At 61.8% G+C, this 17,202-nt stretch carries 19 protein-coding genes and 1 pseudogene; 5 read left to right on the top strand and 15 right to left on the bottom strand.

Going from position 1 to position 17,202, the window contains the following annotated elements; genetic code table 11:
* Positions 1–299: 299 nt before the first annotated feature.
* Entirely contained in the window at positions 300–2,321 is a 2,022-nt protein-coding gene (locus tag NKH42_RS19990; RefSeq protein ID WP_352974366.1) for a diguanylate cyclase, read from the bottom strand.
* A gap of 477 nt (positions 2,322–2,798) precedes the next feature.
* Here NKH42_RS19990 and NKH42_RS19985 point away from each other — a divergent pair, with 477 nt between their 5' ends.
* Entirely contained in the window at positions 2,799–3,020 is a 222-nt protein-coding gene (locus tag NKH42_RS19985) for a hypothetical protein (RefSeq protein ID WP_254819423.1), read from the top strand.
* Between the two features lie 112 nt (positions 3,021–3,132).
* The gene (locus tag NKH42_RS19980; protein ID WP_352507144.1) at positions 3,133–3,837 is read left to right on the top strand and encodes an SOS response-associated peptidase; all 705 of its coding nucleotides are present in this window, start codon (positions 3,133–3,135) and stop codon (positions 3,835–3,837) included.
* On the opposite strand, the gene NKH42_RS19975 is transcribed toward NKH42_RS19980, so the two are convergent.
* Together NKH42_RS19975 and NKH42_RS19970 are read right to left on the bottom strand one after the other, a co-directional pair.
* Positions 3,834–4,094 (bottom strand): hypothetical protein, encoded by a 261-nt coding sequence (locus tag NKH42_RS19975; RefSeq protein WP_023677293.1) that lies wholly within the window; start codon positions 4,092–4,094, stop codon positions 3,834–3,836. The genes NKH42_RS19980 and NKH42_RS19975 overlap by 4 nt on opposite strands.
* A gap of 3 nt (positions 4,095–4,097) precedes the next feature.
* Entirely contained in the window at positions 4,098–4,358 is a 261-nt protein-coding gene (locus NKH42_RS19970; protein WP_352507145.1) for a hypothetical protein, read from the bottom strand.
* A 136-nt stretch (positions 4,359–4,494) separates the two neighbouring features.
* On the opposite strand from NKH42_RS19970, the gene NKH42_RS19965 reads away from it, so the two are divergent.
* Positions 4,495–4,674 carry a hypothetical protein gene (locus tag NKH42_RS19965; RefSeq protein WP_352507146.1) on the top strand — a complete coding sequence of 60 codons (180 nt, stop codon included), beginning with the start codon at positions 4,495–4,497 and terminating at the stop codon, positions 4,672–4,674.
* Between the two features lie 48 nt (positions 4,675–4,722).
* Here NKH42_RS19965 and NKH42_RS19960 read toward each other — a convergent pair whose 3' ends face one another.
* The 10 genes and pseudogenes from NKH42_RS19960 to msuE all read right to left on the bottom strand — a co-directional run bounded on the left by NKH42_RS19960 (position 4,723) and on the right by msuE (position 13,351).
* Positions 4,723–6,510 (bottom strand): ATP-dependent nuclease, encoded by a 1,788-nt coding sequence (locus tag NKH42_RS19960; RefSeq protein ID WP_352752711.1) that lies wholly within the window; start codon positions 6,508–6,510, stop codon positions 4,723–4,725.
* Between the two features lie 332 nt (positions 6,511–6,842).
* A pseudogene (locus NKH42_RS19955) lies at positions 6,843–6,941 on the bottom strand (BA14K family protein); the annotation flags it as partial.
* Positions 6,942–7,207: 266 nt separating this feature from the next.
* Positions 7,208–7,357 carry a hypothetical protein gene (locus NKH42_RS19950; RefSeq protein WP_023677295.1) on the bottom strand — a complete coding sequence of 50 codons (150 nt, stop codon included), beginning with the start codon at positions 7,355–7,357 and terminating at the stop codon, positions 7,208–7,210.
* A gap of 3 nt (positions 7,358–7,360) precedes the next feature.
* Positions 7,361–7,690: a DUF2934 domain-containing protein gene (locus tag NKH42_RS19945; protein WP_352507148.1), complete on the bottom strand. Its 330-nt coding sequence runs from the start codon at positions 7,688–7,690 to the stop codon at positions 7,361–7,363.
* 123 nt (positions 7,691–7,813) lie between these two features.
* Positions 7,814–8,443 (bottom strand): BA14K family protein, encoded by a 630-nt coding sequence (locus NKH42_RS19940; protein WP_352507149.1) that lies wholly within the window; start codon positions 8,441–8,443, stop codon positions 7,814–7,816.
* Between the two features lie 168 nt (positions 8,444–8,611).
* Positions 8,612–9,382 (bottom strand): ABC transporter ATP-binding protein, encoded by a 771-nt coding sequence (locus NKH42_RS19935; protein ID WP_502896216.1) that lies wholly within the window; start codon positions 9,380–9,382, stop codon positions 8,612–8,614.
* 32 nt (positions 9,383–9,414) lie between these two features.
* Positions 9,415–10,413 (bottom strand): ABC transporter substrate-binding protein, encoded by a 999-nt coding sequence (locus tag NKH42_RS19930; protein WP_352507151.1) that lies wholly within the window; start codon positions 10,411–10,413, stop codon positions 9,415–9,417.
* Positions 10,414–10,470: 57 nt separating this feature from the next.
* Positions 10,471–11,319 carry an ABC transporter permease gene (locus NKH42_RS19925; RefSeq protein ID WP_352507152.1) on the bottom strand — a complete coding sequence of 283 codons (849 nt, stop codon included), beginning with the start codon at positions 11,317–11,319 and terminating at the stop codon, positions 10,471–10,473.
* Between the two features lie 40 nt (positions 11,320–11,359).
* Positions 11,360–12,742 carry an LLM class flavin-dependent oxidoreductase gene (locus NKH42_RS19920; RefSeq protein WP_352507153.1) on the bottom strand — a complete coding sequence of 461 codons (1,383 nt, stop codon included), beginning with the start codon at positions 12,740–12,742 and terminating at the stop codon, positions 11,360–11,362.
* A 51-nt stretch (positions 12,743–12,793) separates the two neighbouring features.
* On the bottom strand, positions 12,794–13,351 hold the full coding sequence (msuE, locus tag NKH42_RS19915) for an FMN reductase (RefSeq protein WP_352507154.1): 558 nt from the start codon (positions 13,349–13,351) through the stop codon (positions 12,794–12,796).
* A 306-nt stretch (positions 13,352–13,657) separates the two neighbouring features.
* Here msuE and NKH42_RS19910 point away from each other — a divergent pair, with 306 nt between their 5' ends.
* The gene (locus tag NKH42_RS19910) at positions 13,658–13,867 is read left to right on the top strand and encodes a hypothetical protein (RefSeq protein ID WP_254819408.1); all 210 of its coding nucleotides are present in this window, start codon (positions 13,658–13,660) and stop codon (positions 13,865–13,867) included.
* A gap of 32 nt (positions 13,868–13,899) precedes the next feature.
* Here NKH42_RS19910 and NKH42_RS19905 read toward each other — a convergent pair whose 3' ends face one another.
* The gene (locus tag NKH42_RS19905; protein ID WP_352752705.1) at positions 13,900–15,291 is read right to left on the bottom strand and encodes an Nramp family divalent metal transporter; all 1,392 of its coding nucleotides are present in this window, start codon (positions 15,289–15,291) and stop codon (positions 13,900–13,902) included.
* Between the two features lie 165 nt (positions 15,292–15,456).
* On the opposite strand from NKH42_RS19905, the gene NKH42_RS19900 reads away from it, so the two are divergent.
* Positions 15,457–15,762 (top strand): hypothetical protein, encoded by a 306-nt coding sequence (locus tag NKH42_RS19900; protein ID WP_352507157.1) that lies wholly within the window; start codon positions 15,457–15,459, stop codon positions 15,760–15,762.
* 536 nt (positions 15,763–16,298) lie between these two features.
* On the opposite strand, the gene NKH42_RS19895 is transcribed toward NKH42_RS19900, so the two are convergent.
* Complete coding sequence (locus tag NKH42_RS19895; RefSeq protein WP_352507158.1) at positions 16,299–17,153, bottom strand: aldo/keto reductase; 855 nt, start codon at positions 17,151–17,153, stop codon at positions 16,299–16,301.
* Positions 17,154–17,202: the final 49 nt, after the last annotated feature.

The raw sequence follows: 17,202 nt of genomic DNA, 5'->3' as shown, positions 1-17,202 counted from the left end.
GCCCCAGCGGTCGTCAAGCTGTTGCTAATATGCAGCACAGGCAGCGCTCTATGAACAGCGTCGCTTGGAACCGCTACCTCCGGCCAACCGTTGGTGCCACAATGACAAAATAAAAAAGTGAGGCTGACGATGGACCCGCGGCAAAACAACACGTTGGAGATCTGGTGTCTTGCAGCCGTTCCGCTGTCACTGCTCCTTACGGTGCTATTAGCCGGATTTATTCTTTAGCCGAACCCAACGAGGCGGGCTTGGCCTTCCTGCGAACGTCGCTTGGCAATCAGCGGCAAGATGGCGTCCGGCTATTTTTTGGGAGCCGTTACCAACTGGATTTGTCGCTCGCCGGGGGCGCTGTTGCGCGCAACCACGACCCGATCGCGACCCTCACCCTTGGCCTCGTAGAGCGCATGATCCGCGGCATTTGTGAGTTCGGCCCAGCCCGCTCCGTGGTCGGGGTAAGCGGCCACCCCGAACGAAACGGTAACAGTGCCCAGCGTCCTGCCTCGATGCGCCAGGTGAAGCTGTCTGATTGCCTGGCGCAGCGCCTCCGCCCGCTCAGCACCCTCTTCAAGCGAGCACCCCGGCATCACAAGGGCGAATTCCTCGCCGCCATAGCGCGATACGACATCGCTATCCCTGGCATGCTCGATCAAGGTGGCGGCAACTTGCTTCAACACCAGGTCACCGGCCTCGTGGCCGAACGTATCGTTGAACTGTTTGAAATGATCGACGTCAAGCATCATGACGACCAATGGCTGACCCGAGCGCTCCATTCGGCGCAGTTCACGGCTGCTGGTCTCCTCGAGATAACGCCTGTTGAACAGACCGGTATTCGGATCGCGGATCGATTGCTGCCGCAGCGTCTCGCGCAGGCGCAGATTGGCCAGCGCCAATGCCAGCGTGTCGACGACGCCGCGCAGGATCTGCTGCCTTTCAGCGAGCCATTGCGGTTTGTCCGCCGCATTCGGTTCACACAAATGCAAGATGCCCAGTGTTTCGCCTTGCGCCGCCAGCGGCATGCAGACGTAACCCTTGCCGCCATTCTCGGTGATATGGGCGCAACGCGGCGACAACATGCCCGGGCCGGCGACATGCTCCTGGCCGCGCCGCAACGCCCAGCAGTCTTCCGGCGCAAATTGGCCAGCGCTCGACCGGACGGCGCCCCAATGCGCTACCTCTTCCACCAGGTTACGCGAGGCGCTGGTCAGGTGGACGGTTCCGCTTAAGCCGCCGAGGAACTCGGCCATGGCGGTGCCGACCACTGAAAACGCTTCAGGAAACGTAACGCAGGCCTGCAGCAGCTCCCCCAGCTTCACCAGACGGGACGTTGTTTCCGACTTCTCGTGCAATTCGCGGTTCAGCCCCGCCAGCTGATTGGCACGCTCGTTCACAACGCTCTCCGCGCGGCGCAGTTCGCTGATGTCGTTGAGCGTGAGGACGAGGCTTCCGTCCGACTTGCTGAGCGGACTGCAACTCGCGATCACCGGCAAATGCGAGCCGTCCAATTTGGTCAAGCGCACTTCGCCCTGGTGTTGGCGGCCCGAGGTCAAGGCCAGCTCGATGGGAGACGTCCCGGCGGCGAATTCGTCGCCTTTCGGATCACGTATCGTCATGACCGAGCGCCACTCCTGGCCGACGATCTTGTTGGCGCGCCGCCCGATCATCGAGACCGCCGCGGGATTGACGCTGGCAATCCGGCCATCACCGTCGAGGACGGCAATGCCTTCAGCCGCCGTCTCGACGATATCCTCGATGTGGGCCCGCGCCGATTCCAGTTCGGCGGCCATCATGTTGAAGCCGTGCGCCAGCTGCCCGAACTCATCTTTGCCGGTGTAGCTTACACGCGTCATGGCATTGCCTTTGGCCAGCGATTCCATGCCTCCCATCATGCCAGAAAGGCCGGTACCGAAACGACGCAGCAGTACAGCGGCGAATCCCGCCGCAACCAGCATGGCGGCTGTCGCGCTGAGGCCAACCAACCAAAGCATGTTGCTGGTGCGCCGTTCGGCATCGCCTAGCAACGGGTCGTATTCCAGGAGCACGGCACCGATGATCGTGTCCTCGGGATGTTCGATCGGAACGACCAGCATGTCGTTGGCCTCATGAGCATCCTCAAACCTGCGGGAGATGCCATCTTTCAGAGTCTGGCCGACTTCATCGCCGGCGTCGTGATCGAACTTGTCGCCGACCTTGTGGTCCTCGTCGGAAGCGTGAGCCAGAAGGACCTTGTTGCGATCGACGATCAGGAAATCCCTGCGCGAACCATGGTGCTGATGCTCCAAAAACTCCCGGAGCGCGTCGGGTCGGTCGAACAGCGACGGCACCCCATCGGATGACCTGAACACGATCGTGTTGGCCAGTTCGCGCGCGACATTGGTCGCTTCGGTCAACCCCAACGCCCTGATCGCCGCCATCTGCGTGAAAATCGCAACGCCGCCGACCACCCCGATCAAAGCCGCGGCGGCCATCATACTGAGAAGGATCTGGCTTTTGATGCGCACGTCACAGGCCCACTGAGAACGACAGCATCATAGATGCCCGATCAAGCCAGCATTTCATTTCCCGCCTTTTATTACCAAATGCTTATCAACGTCCTAACAATTAGCCTGCCCGAAGGCCGGGTTTCGATCGGGTCGGTACGCGGCGCTTGCCCACCGGACCGGTGCGAGGCTGCACATCTGACCTCGCACAGCCCCGGTACGTTTCTTACACAATCTCTGATTGGTGGACTCGCCCGACGCCATCGACGTTAATTTTGCGTTAGCGACAGGAGGGGGGAGATCGCTAAAGGGAGGAAGAAAATGAAAGAAAACTACGATCTGACGATCGACTACGACGACGACGAGCCTTACGACAACAAACCCTACGATCTGGTCACATTCGCGAGAAAGCACGGGCTCAACATGCGAGCCGCCGAGCTTCTCCTTTTCGCCAAGGGTCCGTCCCGAGCGGCCTGCGATGCCGCGGCCAGGGCTTTTCTCGCGGCAGTCGCCGCACAAGCTATGAGACAATCGGCGCGGTAGGTCTCACAAAACCATTGCTGACACGGCCTGCCGTGTCAGCAACCCGACGGACAGCGCTGGAAATTCCGGGCCGTTTCCAACAAGATGCCTGAGCATCCGGGAACGGCCTGAAATGTGCAATCTTTACAATATCACGACCAGCCAGGAGGCCATTCGCCAGTGGACCCGCGCCTTGCGCGATATCCTCGGCAATCTCGAACCCTCCATCGACATCTATCCCAACCAGCCAGGCCCGGTGGTGCGCAATGCGCCGGACGGCGAACGCGAATTAGCCAATCTGCTGTGGGGCATGCCGACGCCACTGGAGCGGGTCAAGGGCAAGGCCGACTACGGCACCACCAACATCCGCAATCCGCAATACGGCCACTGGCAGCAATATCTCGGCATCGAGAACCGCTGCGTGGTGCCCGTCACCAGCTTCGCCGAGCCCAGCCCGACGCCCGGCGACAAGGACCCCGAGACCGGCATTCAGCGCAACTTCTGGTTTGCACTCGGCGAGGACCGCCCGCTGTTCTTCTTTGCCGGCCTGTGGACGCGCTGGCAGGGCATTCGCAAGGTCAAGGACGGCCCCGCCGAGCACCAGGTCTATGGCTTCATGACGACCAGGCCCAACGCGCTGATCGCGCCGATCCACGACAAGGCAATGCCGGTGATCCTGACCACGCCGGAAGAAACCGAGGCTTGGCTCAGCGCGCCATGGTCGGAGGCAAGACACCTGCAGCGCACGGCGCCCGATGACGCGCTAGTGATCGTCGACAAACCGGCGACGCAGATCAAGTTTCCGCAGCAGGCGCCGGCGCAAGGCTCATTGTTTTAGCGCTTGAATTTCTGCAGCACCCAGATGTAGCCCTTGGGCGGATGATCCTGGTCGATGAACTGCGTCTTCACCGTCGTGTCCTTGCGGCTGCATCGCTTGCACCTGAACCTGATCGCTTCCAGCGGTTTGTTCCAGCCCACCACCTGGGCCACGTCATTCGCCCTGAAGCGCCCGACGTGGTAGCAGTGGCCGCACTCCACGATAAGCAGCATGTTGGCCTTGGCGGCACGCCCAACGCTGTCCATCGGCCCGGCCATGGCTCATTTCCGGGTCGAGTAATCCTCGGGGAGGGGAAGCAGGCCAAGCTCCGCCATCCGATAATCGGGCTCCTTCTCCGCTACGCTGGCCAGCACCTCGTGCAATTTCTCGACAAGCCCGTAAAGCTGCCAGAACAGCTCGCCATGCGCCTTCAGATGCAGCTGGGACGACAGCACCGTCCGGCGCAGGCTCAAAGCGTCCCTGATGATCGCCTCCGCATCCCTCGCCGACAGCCTGTCGAACCGGCTTTTTCGTCTGCCCATCGCGGCTCTCCTCGATTTGTGAGCAACCGCCCCGCCTACTGACAAATAGGAAGGCATTCCTCGCCAAGTCAATTCGCTCTTGACATTTTTGTTCCCGTTTTGTTCAATTTGAACAGAAACTATCGGAGGCATCGCCATGGATCACATCGTGACGCTGGACAGCCGCCAGGAGGCTGCGCTGCAGGCCATCGCCGACAGGTTCATTGCCCAGCACCAGGGCGATGCGGTGAAGGCGCTGAAGGAGATGATTGTGCTGAATGGGCATTTGCAGGAACGGCTGGATGCGGTGGAGAGCCGGCGTCGGGCGAGAGGCTAAGAGTTGCCGAAATGCGCATCTCAGCAGAGCACCGATCCATCTGCATTCTCAGGCCGCTGCTACAGACTTTGTGCTGATTCTGAACAAATCAAGCTCATTTAATAACGTAACCATGTCGGTTGGGATATCATCCTTATTCATCGCATCAATGATACGAGAGTCTGTCAGGGTAATACCATATTGATCTTTCACCCGCTGTCGATATTGACGAAGGACCTCCTTGCCCGAAACCAGAGTCATCCTTGAACCAATACTAGCCCAGCGAGCCTCGAACGAAGAGATTACGGGCTTATAGATGCTCGACGCGTCGTCGCCTCTTTTGCGAAAGAACTCAAGACGCCGCGCCATCAACTGAGAAAACACGTCGTCCCTCATCGGCCGAGTTATCGCGTCTAAAATGGCTTCTGAGGTCACCTCTTCCGAACTGCGTAATTCCGACGTATCTCGACGCACGCCGAGAGTCCGGTACACAGCTCGATCAAGAGCCGATGGGACAAGAAGATAATTTTCTATCTCCTTTCGTTCAAGCACTCTCGCCAGTAGAAGGCCGGCATCGAGAGTTTCTACCACATCAGCGATTTGTTCCTCGCAGAAGTAATCACGATCGTAGATCGCCCCTATCATAAGCGGAGCACCAAGTGCTTCGGCGATGCCCGATGCAAGGATTGTGATCTTTTGCCAAGAGCCAAAGCCTCCCGACGCCAAAGGGATAATTCCAGTGCCTGAACTCAACTCCTGCATCCCGATCTTACGTGCGAGACGCCGAAGTAGCCGGAAATCATTGAGGCCCTCGACAAAGAGGATTCTACGGCTCTTCGCAAGCGCGGTGAGAGTTATGTTGTGAGAGGAGCCAACAGCATCAAGCGCACGCTGAATACCGGATATGTTTCGTATGCGCTCTCCAGATTGGCGGTGCTTGTCGATCATTACGATCTCACTCGGATCGGCCTCGGCAATTATTTCACTCGAGTGAGTGGCGATCATTACGTCTGCCCCGGCGTCCCGCATAATGCCTAGCAGTTGGCGTTGGACATCGGGATGTAGGTACACTTCGGGCTCATCCACCACGATGAGAGAATTTTCGGTCGCGCGAGATAGGTGTGTTAGGAGTTGGCACCATATCTGGAAGCCAAAACCGACCCAATATATCTCTCTGGTTATCCGGTCCTCCAAGCAGAACATGCTCAGTTCTCCGGAAGCATAGTCATACTCCGGGGCACTGATTTGCATTCCTGGCCACGTTCTTGCGACAAGCTCCGAGAACGCATCAAATCCGTCTGGAAAAAAATGCCAGTAGCTTCGAAAATGTCTCGATGCCCGGTGGGTAGACAAGCCGGAGACGACAGTGCTGCGCTCCCGTTTCTTTTCTCTATGTTCAACCGGCCCAAGGACGGGCACAATTATCAAAGAAATTGGGAACTCTCGCTTGAACTCTGATGCGCTTTTGACCACGCCACCATCGACAAAAGGGAGAAAGACACAGCCGCCATCTTCAGGAAAGACCAATGCAAGCGAGTTCCCATTGCTCAGTGAAAAGGTTACGCGCGCTTCAGCCCCGTTGTAGTCAGTCTGTACGTTCTCCAGAGAAATCGGAACGCTCTCTTCGGGGAGGCGGTAGCCGATATAGGAATTGTCGCCGACATACACGCGACTGGGCGGTCGAGACCAGGCGAAACGTATTGCTGCATCGAGTGTCCGAAGAGCTCCGATCAAGGTGGACTTGCCCGAGTTGTTAGGCCCAACAAGAATATTGATCTCGTTTATCGTCAGCGTGAACCGGGACAGGGCCTTGAAATTGGAGAACTCAATCCGCCTTATACGCGCGCGTTTCTGCAAGAATGCCCCCTGATTTGCGCCGGTAGCTTATATGACGAGCTTAATAAGCCAGAATCCTTTTCTGCCACTGCGGCATGGCAGAATCGACGATTCTGTCAATTTGCGTCTCTCCTAGTATCCTCTTACGAACGCGGTGGTAAGACAGGGCTCTCTACTCGAACGGCCTCCGTGTCCGCCCTCACCTCCCCATCATGACCGTGAGGCGCAGGTCTGGCCTCCCGCGTCCTACAAAACGAACTGAGCGGCACTTTCCTCCGCTTTGCGGAAGGTCCGGCACATAGACAGGACCTCAAATCCCCGACAGGCGCGCACTGGATGCTGCCCAGCGCGTGCTACTCGCACTGCCGGCGCGGCCCCCCTGAATAGGGCTGATAGCTGTTGTCTTCCGGCCGATAGGAGCGGTAGCGGCTGAAGCAGTATTGCACATGGTCGGATCAGAACTCGGCGGCGCCGGGTTCATCTGATGGCGGGTAACTCTCCACCGACGACGTATCGCTCGCCTCGACCTAGCTGCCGTCATCGGTGATGTCGAGTTAGGGCGAGATGCAGGGGCGCTGCTCTCCGCTGTAGGACGTGTAGTGTCGTCCCTTGGCCTGTAGCAGCGGTAATGGGTTCGCGACGGCTCGTGAGGGCTGGAATTCAGGTTCCGCCGGGCATGCCGCGCGACTGGCTGGCGGGCACCGGCCACCAACGCCCCTCAATGCCTCTTGAAATACTGCACCTCCCGTTCGTGCTTCTCGGCGGCCTCGCGGGTATCGAAGGTGCCGAGATTGCGGCGCTTGCCGGTCTTTTCGTCCTTCTTGCGCGAATAGAGGCGGTATTTTCCGTCTTTGAGTTTTCTGATCATCTGTCACTCCCTGAGCCGCTGCTTCCCCTTGAGGTTGCGCGCGGCTTGTTCGATCGCCGCCCTGTCGTTGCCCAGCCTGTCAATCAGTTCCTGCGCCTGTTCGCCCGATATGCCGGTGCGCACCGCCAGGGCCTCCACCGTCAAGACGTCGGAGCTTGCGACCTCGCGGGTTTCCGGCAGGGCATCGCCTGCCGTCAGCGGCAGGGCTGCCTCCCTGTCGATCTCGGCCTCGGCCCGGTGCCAGTGCCGCTCGGGATCGCCATGGATCCCGCCTTCGCGTTCCCAGATCTGGTATGCGCGCTCACGAATCTTGTCGTCCCGGTCGTCGCCCATGTTGATTTCTCCTTTGGGTATCGGATGAACGCCGAGCCAACCCGAACGATCCAAGAAATCTGCGTGATCGTTGGTCGCACAAGGCGCCATGCACTGCGGCCGCCGGCCACCTCCCGGCCCGCGCTACTCGCACTGCCTCCGCGGCCCCCCAGAATACGGCTGATAGCTATTGTCTTCCGGTCGGTACGAGCGGTAGCGGCCGAAGCAGTATTGCACGTGATCGGATGAGAGCTCGGCGGCGCCGGGTTCATCCGATGGGGCGTAGCCCTCCACCGACGACGTATCGCTCGCCTCGACGTAGCTGCCGTCATCGGTGATGTCGAGATAGGGCGAGATGCAGGGGCGCCGTTGTCCGCTGTAGGATGTGTAGCGGTTGTCGCCTGGCCGGTAGGAGCGGTAGCGGCTGGTGCACCATTCGACATGGGCGGCGGGTAGCGTCTGCTGCTCTTCCACCGCCGGCTTGATGGAGCCGGTGGTGTCGGGTGTCGAAGCTGCGGCGGTATCGGCGGGTCTCGCGGTGCGATCAACTTCCGAGGTGCGAACGGGAACCGGGCTGGCCGGGAGGCGCTCGAGGCGCTGCGAGGCCGGGTTTACCGGGCGCGGATCCTTGGCCCACAGTTCGGCGACGCTGGAGACCGGGGCGGGCGGCCGCACCGGCTTGGCTATCAATAGCCAGGTGGCGAAGGCGAGACCGCTGGCGAATACGGCGAGCGTCAGGACGAAGCCGCCAAAGATTGCGAACAAAGCTTTCATGCCGCGCTCCTTTGCCTCCCGGTTAAGGAAATGCCGAGGCGGGGAATCCGGTTCCAGGAAAGAGCGTAGTGCAGGGCACTCGAAGGAAGGCCCATCTCCGTCTCGGCTTCGCCGAGACACCTCTCCCCGCTTCGCGGGACGCGGGATCCAAGCCCTCTTAGGCGGCTTTCAGTGCAGCCCGAATTCGCGCAGTAGTTCTTCGCGGTAGCGTACGAAGCGGCTTTCGCTGCGCTCGCGCGGGCGGGGCAGGTCGATGTCGATCAGCCGCGCCGCGCCGCCTTTCTCCTTGGGCAGGATCAGCACCCTGTCGGCGAGGTAGATCGCTTCCTCGAGGTCGTGCGTCACCATTACCATGGTGACGTTCTCCTCGCTCCAGATGCGCGCCAGTTCCTCCTGCATGCCGATCTTGGTCATCGCGTCGAGCGCGCCCAGCGGCTCGTCAAGCAGCAGGATTTCGGGCTGCACGGTCAGCGCGCGGGCGATACCGACGCGCTGCGCCATGCCGCCCGACAGCTGCCTTGGAAACGCATCGCCGAATTCGGCGAGGCCGACGAGCGCGATGTAGAAGCGCGCCCGTTCCTCGGCCTCAGCCTTCGGCACGCCGCGCACTTCGAGGCCGAAGGCGACGTTGCCGAGCACCGTCAGCCAGGGCAGCAGGCGCGGCTCCTGGAAAATCACCGCGCGCTCGGCGCCGACGCCGTGCACCGGCTTGCCATCGATGGCGACGCCGCCGCTGTCGGCCGCCTCCAGTCCGGCCAGGATGCGGAGCAGCGTGGTCTTGCCCGATCCGCTGGCGCCGACGATGACCAGGCATTCACCCGAGCGGATGTCGAGATTGAGGGTCCTCAGCACGGCAAGCGAACGCCTGCCGATGCTGAACGATTTGGACAGGTCGCGTATGCTGACCTCACCGCCGCTTGTGCCGCTCATCGCGCTCATCTCCCAGCTGATTGTCTTGCCGGTTGGCCTTCTCAGTTGGTCTTGGTTTCGCCGGGCCGGTAGAGGATATCTGCTGCCTTCAGCTTACCCTTTGGCAGGCGGCCGTCGCGCTCGAGCACGCTGACCCAGAAGTCGATGTCGCGGTCCGTCGCCTTGGCCCCCTGGCGCAGCCCGAAGCCGGTCCAGTAGCGCGCCAGCTCGCCGTTCTCGCCGCGCTTATCGAGGATGTTTGCCAGCACCTTGCGCGCCTCGTCGGGGTTCTGCAGCGACCAGTCGGAGGCGCGCGCCGATTGCTCGACGAAATTGCGGGCGGCGTCGGGATGCGCGGCGATGAAGTCGCGCCTGAGCACGACGAAGCCGCCGGCCAGCTCGCCCAGCACGTCGGTGTCGTTGAACACGCCGCGCACGCCGCCATTGTCGACCAGCGCCCCGGCAAACGTCGCCTGCCAGTAGCCGAGCGCCGCGATGTCGACCTGGCGGGAGCGCAAGGTCTGCTCGAGCTGCGGTCCGGGTACGACAACGAGATTGGCGGCGTCCGGAGACAGGCCGACGCTGTGCAGCGCCTCGCGCACGGTGTAGTCGAGATGGGCGCCGAGCGTGTTGACGGCGATGGTCTTGCCGGCAATGTCGGCGATCGATTTGATCGGGCTGTCGTCCAGCACGTAGAAGACGCTGCGCACCTTGCTGTTGATGCCGTTGCTCGGATAGACGGCGACGAAGTCGTTGCCGCCGGAGATCGAATTGATCACGGCGGCGGTTGCGGCCGAGCCAATATCGACGCTGCCAGAGGCGAGCGCAAACAACGATTCCGGGCCGCCGCCGGAATAGCCGACATTCTCGATCTCGATACCGAGGCCTTTGAAATAGCCGAGCTCGCCGGCCAGCTCATGCGGAGAGATGCTGCCGCGGCTGGCGAGGGAGCGGAACTTCACTGGTGCGGCTTCGGCAAGGGCGAGGCGCGGCAGGCCGGCGGCGAGAAGGCCGGCGGCGAAGGGCGCGCCAGCAAGCAGGGAACGGCGGGAGATTTTCATGGTCCGGGTCTTTCCTGATTTGAGTTCTGGCCTGGTTGAGATTGATAAAGGCGGTGGTCAGTCGACGGCATTGCTCCAGCGGCAGAGCCGCCGCTGCAGGCTCACCAGTGCCTGGTTGGCGATCAGGCCGAGGCCGGCGAGGATGACGATTGCCGCAAACATCAGCGGTATCTGGAAGTTGTACTGCGCGTTCATCACCTGGAAGCCGATGCCCTTGTTGGCGCCGATCATTTCGGACGCGATCAACAACAGCAGCGCCGTGGTGGCGCTGAGCCTCAGCCCAACGAAGATCGAGGGCACGGCGCCGGGCAGCACGACGCGACGGAAGACGGTGAGCTGCCTGGCGCCATAGACGCGCGCCATCTCCAGCAGTTTCGGATCGACCTGCTTGACGCCGCCGATGGTGTTGAGCAGCAGCGGAAACAGCGTCGCCCAGAAGATGACGAACACCTTGGAGGCTTCGCCGAGCCCGAGCAGCAGGATGAACACCGGATAGAGCGCCAGCGCCGAGGTCTGGCGGAAGACCTGCAGGATGGGATCGAGCGCGGTCTCGACCGCGCGCACCTGGCCCATGAACAGGCCAAGCGGGATGGCGACCAGCACGGCGGCCGCGAAGGCGAGACCGGCGCGCTGCAGGCTGATGGCGATGTCGCCGAGCAGAGTGCCGCCGGCCAGTCCCTTCCAAAGTGCCGCGACAATCATGTCGATCGGCGGCAGCACGGCCGCGTTGACCCAGCCGGCGCTGCTCGACGCTTGCCACATTGCGAGGAAAGCGATGAGGACGCCGTAGCGCGACAGGAAGCGAATTCCCGCCCGGCCGCCTAGGCGCAGGAAATCCGAGCCGAGGCTTGTCGTGCTGTCACGCGTGCCGAGGCTGGCGGCCTGTTCGATGTGCTGCAAGGTCATCGTCGTGCCTCTCGCTTCGAGGGTAGTGGGCTTCGTGGAATTATTCGGCGGCCAGCACGGCCGAGCGGGCGGCGGTCCACGGGTTTTCCGGCCGCCTCAGGCCGAGGTTCTCGCGCAGCGTCCTGCCTTCATAGGCGGTGCGGAACAGGCCGCGGCGCTGCAGTTCGGGGATCACCAGCTCGACGAAGTCGTCGAGCCCGCCGGGCAGCCAGGGCGGCAGGATGTTGAAGCCGTCGGCGGCTTCGTTGCCGAACCATTCCTCCAGCTGGTCGGCGACCTGCGTGGCGCTGCCGATGACGGTGTAATGGCCGCGGGCCGTCGCCACCCATTGATAGAGCTGGCGGATGGTGAAGTTGTGCTCGTCGGCAATCTGGCGGATCAGCGCCTGGCGGCTCTTCATGCCTTCGGTCTCCTTGCTTGGCGGCAGCGGGCCGTCGAGCGGATAGCCCCTGATGTCGAGCGTCTGGCCGGCCAGCCCGTTGAGCAGGGCGACGCCGTCTTCGGGCAGGATGAGATCGTTCAGCTGCTGGTATTTGGCGCGCGCTTCTTCTTCTGTGCGCCCGACGAAGGGTGCCACGCCCGGCATGATCAGCACCTGCTCGGGATCGCGGCCGACGGCCGTCACGCGCGCCTTGATATCGCGATAGAATTCCTGCGCCGACGCCAGGTTCTGATGAGCGGTGAAGATAACTTCCGCCGAGGCGGCGGCGAGCTTGCGACCGTCTTCGGATTGTCCCGCCTGCACCACGACCGGGTGCCCCTGCACCGGGCGCGGCACATTGAGCGGACCCTTGACGCTGAAATGCGCGCCCTTGTGGTCGATGTCGTGGAGCTTGTCCTTGTCGTAGAAGCGCCCCGATTTTTTGTCGCGGATGAAGGCATCGTCCTCCCAGCTGTCCCACAGCGCCTTGACCGTCTCGACGTGCTCGTGCGCGCGGGCATAGCGCTCGGCGTGGGCAGGCTGCGTATCGCGATTGAAGTTGCGCGCGGTTTCGTCGCCGGCCGAGGTCACGACATTCCAGCCGGCGCGGCCATTCGACAGATGATCGAGCGAGGCGAATTTGCGGGCGAGCGTGTAGGGCTCCTCGTAGGTGGTCGAGGCGGTGGCGATGAAGCCGAGATGCGTGGTAAGCGGCGCCAGCGCTGCAAACAGCGTCACCGGCTCGAAGCCGGCGATCTTGGCGTTGCCGCCTTCGCGGGCGCCGAGGCCGACCGTCAGATTGTCGGCGAGGAAATAGGCATCGAACAGGCCGCGCTCGGCGGTCAGGGCGAGCTGCTTGTGGAACTCGAAACTGGTGGCGCCATCGGCCGGCGCCTCGGGGTGACGCCAGGCGGCGATATGCTGTCCGCCGCCGGGCAGGAAAGCGCCAAGTTTGATTTGCCTGGATTGTTTGATTTGCCTGGATTTGGTGGATCTGGTCATCGCGGCGTGCTCCTGGGTGGATCGGGGGTGAATCTCGGGTCAGTGGTGCGTTCAGGCGGCAAGGCCGACGCCGTAGGGCACCCCGGTAACCCGGCATGCCTCGGCGACCGCTTGCCGGGTGCGGGCGTGGATGGCTTCCGACACCAGCACGCCATTGGCAAAATCCTTCTCGGAGGCGTAGATCGCGGTCGGCACGGTCAGCGCCTCGAAGAAGCCGAACAATGGCCGCAACTGGTGCTCGACGATCAGCGAATGGCGCTCGCCGCCGCCGGTCGCGGCAAGGATGACCGGCTTGCCCCTCAGCGATGACGGGTCGAGCAGGTCGAAGAAGTGCTTGAAAAGCCCGGTATAGCTGCCTTTGAAGGTCGGCGAGCCGGCCACCAGGATGTCGGCGCCCAGCAGCCGTTCGACTATGTTGCGCGCCGCTGGGTCGAGGTCGCCGAGGCGCCTTGCCTGCGGCAGGGACGCGCCGAGATCCTCGATGTCGAAGACGGCTGCGGCCGCGCCGATGCTTTCGGCCGCCTGCCCGACAATGTGGCTGATGAACGCCTTGGTCTTCGATGGCCGGGTCAAATTGCCCGACAGCCCCACCACGAGCTTTTTCGACATTCCTGGCTCCCTGTCCAAATGATCTATGTTAAGTCTAGAGAATTTGTAGAATTAAAAGAGCGAGAAAATTTCAAAGGTAGCGCATTGAGCGAACGGAGTTTGCGGAACACCAGCCGTAGTTGGTTCATTCAATGCGGCGTACTGCGCCGGCGCAGCGCATCGAGCAGCGACGCAAAGGCCTGCCAGCGCCTTGTCCTCGGGCTGCGGTGAATCAAGCCAATTTGATTCAAATCCGGCTGTGGATATTTGCTTTTGGGTAAATCGAGGCGGCCATCCTGCCGGCCGGCGGGCAACAGGGAGAAGCCGATGACAAGCGACTTTGCCGCCGCACACCTCCATCTTGAACGAGCCAGCCATTATTTGAGCGGCGAGGACGAGACGAGCCGCACGGCTCGTGCGGCTGTGGATCATCTGATCGATGCGATTGTCGCAGTGCAATACAAACGGCCGATGGGCGACGTAGTGGAATTTCCAGGACCGGCAAAGCTGGGACAATCCGCAAGCGGGACGGGTTAACTCAACCGGCGGCGTCCTTTTGTCCTGCCTGATCACATGAACCAGGTTGCCACCAGGCCGATCGTCGCCGAGAAGATGGCGGCGGTCGTTGCCCAACCGAGTATGTTGGTGCTGCGGCTGTTCACCTGGTTGCCCATGATCCTGCGGCTGTTCGTCATCAGCATGATGAGCAGCAGCAAGGGCGGCGTCGAGAAGCCCTGAACTATGCCGGACCAGACCAGCGCCTTCATCGGATTGAAGCCGAGGAAGTTGAGGCCGGCGGCGATCACCGTAAAAAATCCGATGGCGAGATAAAATTTGGGCGCCTCTCGAGCCCGGGCGTGCAGGCTGTTTTTCCAGCCGATGGCTTGTGCCACGTCATAGGCAGCGCCGGTAGTCATGACAGGAACCGCTAGGAAACCGACGCCGATCACGCCTGCGGCGAACAGGACGCTTGCGGCCTGGCCGGCTAGCGGGCGCAGCGCCTCCGCCGCTTGCGCAGCCGTGTCGATATCGTGGTGGCCCGTCTTGTAGAGCGTAGCACCCGTCGACAGAATGATGAAATACATGATGAGATTTGAAAACATCATGCCGATGAGAATGTCCCGGCGAGAGCGACGGAGTTCGCTGTCGGTAGCGCCCTTCCTTTGCCCGAGCGTCGTTCGCCCCTGTGCAATCTCCTCCTCGACCTCCTCATTGGACTGCCACGTGTAGAGATAGGCGGACAGCGTCGTGCCGATAATGGCGACCAGGATCGACAGGAACTCACGGTTGAATTCGATCCGCGGAAGCAGCGTTCCGCGCAGTACGGCCGCGGCGTCCGGCTTGGCCAGAATGGCGGCACCGACATAGGCGAGCAGCGCCAACGCCAGCCACCGAAAGATGTTGCGGATCAAAGTATAGGAGCCGAAGACCTGGAGGGCGAAGATGATGGCGGCGACGAACAGCACGATCAGCGGGATGGGAAGTGGCACGAACATGTTGATCGCGGCCGCCATTCCACCAAGATCCGCCGCTGCCTCGATGGTGTTGCCGACGAGCACACCCAACAGCACCGACCAGAGCAGCCACCGCGGATAGAAGTCCTTGATGACGTGGAACAATCCGCGCCCGGATACCTGACCAAGCTTCGACGACAGGTAGACGACCGCATACATCATCGGCAACGTCACCGGAGCCGTCCAAAGCAGGTCGGGTCCGAAGCGGGCGCCGGCGCTGGCATAGGTGCCTATCGCAGAACAATCGTCGTCGGCTGCCCCGGTTATCAGGCCGAGGCCGAGCGCTCGGCCTATGCCGCCATTCCTCTCCTCCGGTGAGTTGGAACGGTCAGAACCGGCCTGCCTCATTGCGATCGGACCGGGTTGGGATGGAAGGGCGTGGGCACGGCCTTCCATGCCACGATCGTAAGGATCGGTCGCGCCGCTGATCTCATTTTGCTTCCTCAACAACTTTGCCCAAACCCGGCGCGCCATGACTTGTTCCGTGGCCTGGCGGAGCAGAGGCTTGCCCCAGATCCTTCCCTCCGGGGGGTAAGCCTGAAAGTTCGGGTTGACCGCTTCTGAAGGCGAAGCGACTATCCGTGCGAGGTGAATTCCGCAGGAGGAAATACGATGGACGAGCCCGATCGGTGGCGCCACATGTCGAGTGCGCCAAGGGACGGCAGCAGAATCCTTGTCACGGTTCGGCCATCCGAACAGGGGCCGGCCGAAGTCGACATGGCTTTCTGGGCCCGGGCCGATCAGTTCGGCAGCGAAGGCTGGAGGGCTTCCGACTCTTCTCCGGGACGCATCGTCGAATATGCCGAACCGGAGCTGAAGTGCTGGATGCCGCTGCCGTCGGCCAATCTGAGCAAGGGTTCGATGCCGAGCCCCTGGGAGGAGGATGATGTCCCGCTGCTGGATGGCTCGGGGATCTGAGGTGAGCTGTCGCGGTCGCTACAGGACCGCGTTGGGGCCGAAGCTGCCGATCTCCCCCCTCGTGGGGGAGATGTCCGGCAGGACAGAGGGGGGCGCCGTAGAACGCCGACCTCGATCGCCAAAGAGCGTTGACAATGCCTCACACGCCATTGCCTCCACGACACCGCGCAAATGCCAAATCGATGCCCAAGGCCAGCACATTGGCATTGTGACTGGGCTCGCCGCTGCATCCTGAATGGGTGGCCAAAGCGCGAGTTCCGTGAGCGACGGATGGGCAGCAGAACCCTGGCAAGACCGGCGGGACAGCGCCCCCCTTGTAACTTGGAAACGACCACTTCTCTGTCCTGCCGGACATCTCCCCCACGAGGGGGGAGATTGGCTCTCATCTCGGCTTTTCGCTAGTCTCCAACGTTGCAAGAACGGCGCTCCCGTTAAAGCTGCCAATCTCCCCCGGGGGGAGATGCCAAGTGGTGCCAAAGAGGGCAGGACACAGGGGTCGCAAAGGAATGCCAACGCCGCGGTGATGCCCGCCTTCGTCAGAACAGGAACGCGGCGGTGGCGGGGTTCGGGCCGGTGCGGCCGTCGGGCGAATCCATGCCCCGGATGAGCTCGAGGTCCTTCGCTTCCAGCTCGAAATCGAAGACATCGAAATTGGCGGCGATCCGGTCCTGGTGGATCGATTTCGGGATGACGATCAGCCCTTCCTGAAGGTGCCACCTGATAATCACCTGCGCCACCGACTTGCCGTGTTTCCTGGCGATGCTTTCGAGCGTCGGATCGCTCAACAGCCGGCCGCTGCCCAGCGGGCTCCAGCTCTCGATGCGGATGTTGTGCCTGTCGTGGAATTCACGTTTGTCACGCTGCTGGAAGCGGGGGTGGAGCTCGATCTGGTTGACGGTCGGCGTGACGCCGGTCTCGCCGATGATCCGTTCGAGATGGTCCTGGTTGAAGTTCGAAACGCCGATCGACTTGATGCGGCCTGATTGCCTGAGTTCGATCAGCGTCTTCCAGGCCTCGACATATCTGTCCTGGCTGGGTACCGGCCAATGGATCAGGAACAGGTCGATCTGTTCGATGCCGAGCTTGCTCATCGTCCCGTCGAAGGCGCGCAAGGCGGCGTCGCGCTGATGGGCGCCGTTGCGCAGTTTCGAGGTGATGAACAACTCGCTTCTCGGCACGCCGGCCGAGCGGATCGCCTGCCCGACACCTTCTTCGTTCTGATAGCCTTCGGCGGTGTCGATCAGCCTGTAGCCGGCCTCGATTCCCCAGCGCACTACCTTGGCGGTGATGGCTGGATCGACCTGCCACACGCCGAGGCCGATTTGCGGAATGGCGGAGCCGTCGTTCAATCTGATTTGTTCAGGTCTTTTCAGGGTAATCTGTTCAGGCATGTTCAGGTCCTTCTGCATCGTTCCGCCCGGCGCAGGCTCTATCTAGTCT

The organism is Mesorhizobium sp. M1142 (genome assembly GCF_040318565.1).
In the GTDB taxonomy this organism is placed as follows: Bacteria; Pseudomonadota; Alphaproteobacteria; order Rhizobiales; family Rhizobiaceae; genus Mesorhizobium.
Note: the sequence above shows the minus strand (reverse complement) of the source record. Positions and strands in the feature narration are given on the sequence as shown.